The organism is Micromonospora arborensis, assembly GCF_003205615.1.
GTDB classification, from domain to species: Bacteria; Actinomycetota; Actinomycetes; order Mycobacteriales; family Micromonosporaceae; genus Micromonospora; species Micromonospora arborensis.
Genome location: NZ_PYBV01000019.1, coordinates 187,007 through 192,121, shown reverse-complemented (window position 1 = coordinate 192,121; position 5,115 = coordinate 187,007). Strand labels below are relative to the sequence as shown.

Below are 5,115 nucleotides of genomic sequence, written 5' to 3'. Positions count from 1 at the left end.
CCCGATGAACCCGATCCGACGAGGAAGTGAGGTGTTTGATGGCCGACTCGATCGTGCCGCGTACGCGTACCGCTGACGTGCCGGACGGCCGGTCTTCCGCGTTCGCCGGCGTCCTGATCGGTGTCGCGATCATGGCTGCGGTGGACGAGATCGTCTTCCACCAGTTGCTGGCCTGGCACCATTTCTATGACCGGTCCACCCCGTCGGTGGCCCTGCTGTCGGACGGGCTGCTGCACGCCGCCGAGGTGATCGCCCTGGTGGGCGGGTTCTTCTGGTTCGCCGACCTGCGCCGACGGCGCGCTCTGTCGGACCGGCTGGCCTGGGGCGGCTTCCTGCTTGGCGCCGGAGGGTTCCAGCTCTTCGACGGGTTGATCGACCACAAGGTGCTTCGGCTGCACCAGATCCGCTACGGCGTACACCTGGTGCCGTACGACGTGGTGTGGAACGTGGCCGGCTCGGTGCTGCTGCTGGCTGGCGTCGCGGTGGTGTGGTGGTCCCGGTCCCGGCAGCCTGGCGACGGCCCGAGGTGACGGCGGCTCCTTCCGGCCCGCCGGGCTGGTTCGGGCCGCCCGCGTTCGCGGACGGTGGGCACGGGTCGGGCGGGCCTGGGCCGCTCCCCGTCGCGGATGCGGGGCCGGGGGCGGACGGGGCCGGCTGGTTCGGGGCGACCCCGTTCGCGCATGGTGGGCACGGGGTGGATGGGTCGGGCTGGTTGCCGCTGGTCCCGGTCGCGTTGCTGGCGGGCAGTTATCTGCTGGCTGCCGTGCGTGACCCGAGGGGTTGGGATTGCCGGCGCACCGCCGCCTGGCTCGGCGGGTCCGCGTTGCTGGCGGTTGCCGTGGGTCCGCTGGCCCAGCTCCCCGACGATCCGCGCGGGCACATGGCGCAGCACCTTCTGCTTGGCATGCTCGCCCCGCTCGGGCTGGTACTCGGCGCCCCGGTGACCCTGCTGCTGCGCGTCGCCCCGCCGCCCGTACGCCGGGTGGTGGGCCGGCTGCTGCGCGCCCGTCTCCTGCACCTAATCGCCCACCCGGTCGCCGCCGCACTGCTCAGCACGGGTGGGCTGACGCTGGTGCTGCTCACCCCGCTGTATGCGGCGGCCGAACGAAACTCTGTGCTGCACCACGCCCTGCATCTGCACTATGTCGCCGCCGGCTATCTCTTCGCCTGGACCCTGGCCGGGCCGGACCCGGCGCCGCGCCGCCCCGGCCAGGCCGTACGGGTGGGCGCGCTGCTGGGGGCGGCGGCCGGTCACGCCGTGCTGGCCAAATACCTGTACGCGAACGCCGGGACCCTGCCGCCCGGCCTCACCGACCGGGATCCGGCGGCGTTCCAGTCGGCCGCCCAGCTCATGTACTACGGCGGTGACCTGGCGGAGTTGCTCCTGGCGGTGGCCCTCTTCGCCACCTGGTACAACCGCCCCGCCCGTCCCCACCCACCCCACCCACCCACCCACCCGCCCACCCGCCCACCCCGGTTGATCAAGAAGTTTGCGTCACCAGGGAACGGTTCCGTGACGCGAACTTCTTGATCAACTTGGCGGGGTGGGCGTCGCCAGGGTGGTGGAGAGCCGGTTGAGGAAGGTGCGGATGCTCTGCTCGCTGTGGTGGGTTTCGATCTCGTGGTTCAGGGGGCCGGGGTGCCGCAGTGCGTGATTCAGCGCGTCCCGCGTCTCGGCCCGGTCACCCGGGTAGAGCCCGGCGGCCACCCCGTCGGCGACCCGGGCCACCACCGTGTCGTCGAGCGTCTCGTCGAACTGGATCCCGTAGAGGATTCCGTTGACGTGGCCCATCCAACTGTCCGCACCCATGTTGTCGACTCCCTAGAGGATCTCCCGGCGTCACCGCCACCCGACCAGGATCTCCTCGACCGGCAGAACGTCCTGTTCCGGGTCCGGCGCGGGGGTCGGGCGGGCAGCCGGTGTGCGGCCGAAGCGGGGCGCCGGGGCCGGCTGGATCTCGCCGCCCACCTCCACGAAGGTGCCCCGGGCGGCGTTGTGCGGGTGCTGGTGCGCCTCGCCGGGGGCGAGCACCGGTGCGACGCAGGCGTCCAGGTCGGCGAAGACCGCCGTCCACTCGTCGCGGGTCCGTTCGGCGAACCGCTCGGTGAACCGGCGGCGCAGCTCGTCCCAGCCGCTCGGGTCGTACTGGGTGGGCAGGTCCGGGTCGTCGGCGAGGTCGAGGCCGGTGAGCAGTACGGCGTAGAAGGCTGGTTCCATCGCGCCGACGGCCATGAATCCAGCGTCGGAGGTGCGGTACGTGTCGTAGAACGGTGCCCCACCGTCGAACATGTTGCGCCCGCGCGGCGCGGCCCACAGGCCGCTGCCGAGCAGCCCGTGCAGGAACGACGTGAGCAGCGCCGACCCGTCCACCATCGCCGCGTCGACCACCTGGCCGACGCCGGAGCGTTCCCGTTCTAGCAGTGCTGCCAGCACGCCGACGGCGAGCAGCATGCCGCCCCCGCCGAAGTCGCCGAGCAGGTTCATCGGCGCGTACGGGCGCTCGCCGGCCCGGCCCAGCGGCTCCAACGCCCCGGCCACCGCGATGTAGTCGATGTCGTGCCCGGCTCGGGTCGCCAGCGGGCCGTCCTGACCCCAGCCGGTCATCCGCGCGTACACCAGTCGGGGGTTGCGGGCCGAGCAGATCTCCGGCCCGAAGCCGAGCCGCTCGGCCACCCCCGGCCGGTACGCCTCGACGAGCACGTCCGCCCGCTCGGCCAGGCGCAGCAGGTCCGCCACCCCGGCCGGGGACTTCAGGTCCAGTGCGGTGATCCGCCGTCCGCGCTGTAACGGCCCGCCGGTCGGCGCGGCGAGCCGTCCCGCTCCCGGGGCGCCCGGCCGGTCCACCCGCACCACGTCCGCGCCGAGGTCGGCGAGCACCATGCAGCCGAACGGTGCCGGGGCGAGACTTGCCAGCTCGACGACCCGTACCCCGGCGAGCGGCCCGGTGTTCCGGCCGTGCCCGTGCGGGGTGCGGACCGCGTACGCCTCAGAGGGCACGGGCGATCAACTCCTTCATGATCTCGTTGGTCCCGCCGTAGATCTTCTGAACGCGAGCGTCGGCGTACATCCGGGCGATCGGGTACTCCGTCGTGTAGCCGTAGCCGCCGAAGAGCTGAAGGCACCGGTCGACGACCTCGCACTGCCCGTCGGTGAGCCAGGACTTCGCCATCGCCGCGGTCGCCACGTCCAGGTCGCCGCGCGTGTGTCGGACGATGCAGTCGTCCAGGAAGACCCGGCTGACCCGGGTGCGGGTGGCGCACTCGGCGAGCACCATCCGGGTGTTCTGATGGCCCATCAGCGTCTTGCCGAAGGCGGTGCGCTCCTTGGCGTACGCAACGGTCAGCTCGACGGCCCGTTCCATCGCCGCGACCGCGCCGACACCGATGACCAGCCGTTCCTGCGGAAGCTGCCGCATGAGCTGGATGAAGCCCAGCCCCTCGGCGTCGCCGAGCAGGTTGGCCGCCGGCACCCGGAACTCGTCGAAGAACAGCTCGGCGGTGTCGTTGGCGTGCAGCCCGATCTTGGACAGCAGTCGGCCCCGACGGAAGCCCTCCGGGTCACCACCGACCTCGCAGACCAGCAGCGAAACGCCGGCCGCCCGCTGCTCGGGGTCGGTCTTCACGGCCACGATGACCAGATCGGCCAGGCCGCCGTTGGTGATGAACGTCTTCGCGCCGGTGACGAGGTAGTCGTCTCCGTCGCGGACCGCCCGGCTACGCATCGCCTGTAGATCGGAGCCGCCGTCGGGCTCGGTCATCGCGATCGCGCCGACCAGTTCACCGCTGCACAGGCCGGGCAACCACCGTCGCTTCTGTTCCTCGCTGCCGTACGCCACCAGGTAGCCGGTGACGATGCCGCTGTGGACGGCCAAGCCGAGGCTGCTCTCCCCGGTGTACGCCTGCTCGTGCAGCAGTACGGCCTCGTGGGTGAACCGGCCGCCCCCGCCGCCGTACTCCTCGGGGACGGACAGGCCGAGCAGCCCCAGCTCACCGGCGCGCCGGTAGTGCTCGCGATCCGGGTGCCCCTGGGCCAGCAGGCGGTCGGTGTGCGGCAGCACGTCCTTGGTGAAGAAGGTGCGGGCCAGCTCGGCCAGATCGTCGTGCTCCGGCTCGCGCCAGGGTGCGGGGGAGCCATCGAGCGAGGGCGTCGGCATGTGCACCACCCTCGCGCCCTGTTGGCGGCCTGTCAATAAGCCGTGATCGGCGGCTGGCCCGCGGCCATCGGGGCGTCCGGGGACGTCAGGCGTGAGCCCGCTACGACGAGGCCGCCACAGCGTTCTACCTCTTCTACTGCACCGACTGCTGCGAAGTCGTGACGGACACCTGGCATCCAATGGAGATGGACGCTGTCGCTCAGGCGGAGGTCGAGTTCGGGGACGTGACGTTCATGTCGATGGCGGCAGCCGGCCATGGTGGCCGGGAGGCGTAGCGTCCGGCTGTCTTGAACAGCCTCGCCGCTGAGTGATGGCCGAGCCGAGGGGCTACTCGGCCTCGTCGCCGTCGGTCGGGCGCGGCGGGCGGTGCTCGGCGATCCACGCCTCCACATCGGCGCGCAGCCAGACCGTCGTACCGTGCAGCCGTTGGAACGGCGCGGGGAAGGTCGGATAGCGGATGAGTTGCCGCATGCGGGTGCGGCTCACGCCGAGCAGGTCTTGCACCTCGTGCGGACCGACCAGCGGACCCGGGACTTCACCCATCACTCGACGGTAGGGCGATCAGGCATGCCTAATTGCGCCTACCTACTTGCGCAGTCCTCCCGAATGGGTGAGGGTGAACACGACGGTCCAGACAGAGGCCGGGCTGCCTGGGTGGCGATCGCGAGCGATGGGAGGGGTGCCCATGGATCAGGCGACGGAGTTGGCGTGGTTGCGGGAGCGGGTCGGGGGACTGGAGACGGCGCTGCACTGTGCGCGGAGGGAGTTGTTCGATCTCCGTTGTCGACTGGCGTTGATCGGCCGGGTGGTCCAGGACGTCGACCGAGTGCAGCGGGCGCCCGGGGTTGCCGTCGGTGCGATCAACGCGGCGCTCTACTCCGAGACATCCAATCTGCGCAATCTGGGCCGCCACCTGGTTCGGCGACGTCAGGGCCTGCGGTGATCAAGTGATGAGAAGTAG

At 71.3% G+C, this 5,115-nt stretch carries 7 protein-coding genes; 3 read left to right on the top strand and 4 right to left on the bottom strand.

The window, feature by feature from the left end:
* Positions 1-38 precede the first annotated feature (38 nt).
* Both C7C45_RS16860 and C7C45_RS16855 read left to right on the top strand, forming a co-directional pair.
* On the top strand, positions 39-530 hold the full coding sequence (locus tag C7C45_RS16860; protein WP_110564600.1) for a DUF2243 domain-containing protein: 492 nt from the start codon (positions 39-41) through the stop codon (positions 528-530).
* Positions 531-694: 164 nt separating this feature from the next.
* Entirely contained in the window at positions 695-1,531 is an 837-nt protein-coding gene (locus C7C45_RS16855) for a cytochrome c oxidase assembly protein (protein ID WP_110564681.1), read from the top strand.
* Here the strand turns inward: C7C45_RS16855 and C7C45_RS16850 are convergent, their stop codons facing one another.
* From C7C45_RS16850 to C7C45_RS16835, 4 genes are all read right to left on the bottom strand, one after another.
* A complete protein-coding gene (locus tag C7C45_RS16850) occupies positions 1,532-1,810 on the bottom strand; it encodes a hypothetical protein (RefSeq protein WP_146247339.1) in 279 nt (92 codons plus the stop codon). It abuts the gene before it with no gap.
* 30 nt (positions 1,811-1,840) lie between these two features.
* A complete protein-coding gene (locus C7C45_RS16845; RefSeq protein ID WP_110564598.1) occupies positions 1,841-2,998 on the bottom strand; it encodes a CaiB/BaiF CoA transferase family protein in 1,158 nt (385 codons plus the stop codon).
* On the bottom strand, positions 2,988-4,154 hold the full coding sequence (locus C7C45_RS16840; protein ID WP_110564597.1) for an acyl-CoA dehydrogenase family protein: 1,167 nt from the start codon (positions 4,152-4,154) through the stop codon (positions 2,988-2,990). The genes C7C45_RS16845 and C7C45_RS16840 overlap by 11 nt, the downstream gene beginning before the upstream one ends.
* Before the next feature lie 327 nt (positions 4,155-4,481).
* Entirely contained in the window at positions 4,482-4,697 is a 216-nt protein-coding gene (locus C7C45_RS16835) for a helix-turn-helix transcriptional regulator (RefSeq protein ID WP_110564596.1), read from the bottom strand.
* Between the two features lie 142 nt (positions 4,698-4,839).
* On the opposite strand from C7C45_RS16835, the gene C7C45_RS16830 reads away from it, so the two are divergent.
* A complete protein-coding gene (locus C7C45_RS16830) occupies positions 4,840-5,097 on the top strand; it encodes a hypothetical protein (RefSeq protein WP_110564595.1) in 258 nt (85 codons plus the stop codon).
* Positions 5,098-5,115: the final 18 nt, after the last annotated feature.

Bases quoted from the DNA above. Each gene is read 5' to 3' on its own strand.
- C7C45_RS16860 (WP_110564600.1), top strand. From the start codon at position 39: ATGGCCGACTCGATCGTGCCGCGTACGCGTACCGCTGACGTGCCGGAC.
- C7C45_RS16850 (WP_146247339.1), bottom strand. From the start codon at position 1,810: ATGGGTGCGGACAGTTGGATGGGCCACGTCAACGGAATCCTCTACGGG.
- C7C45_RS16840 (WP_110564597.1), bottom strand. From the start codon at position 4,154: ATGCCGACGCCCTCGCTCGATGGCTCCCCCGCACCCTGGCGCGAGCCG.
- C7C45_RS16835 (WP_110564596.1), bottom strand. From the start codon at position 4,697: ATGGGTGAAGTCCCGGGTCCGCTGGTCGGTCCGCACGAGGTGCAAGAC.
- C7C45_RS16830 (WP_110564595.1), top strand. From the start codon at position 4,840: ATGGATCAGGCGACGGAGTTGGCGTGGTTGCGGGAGCGGGTCGGGGGA.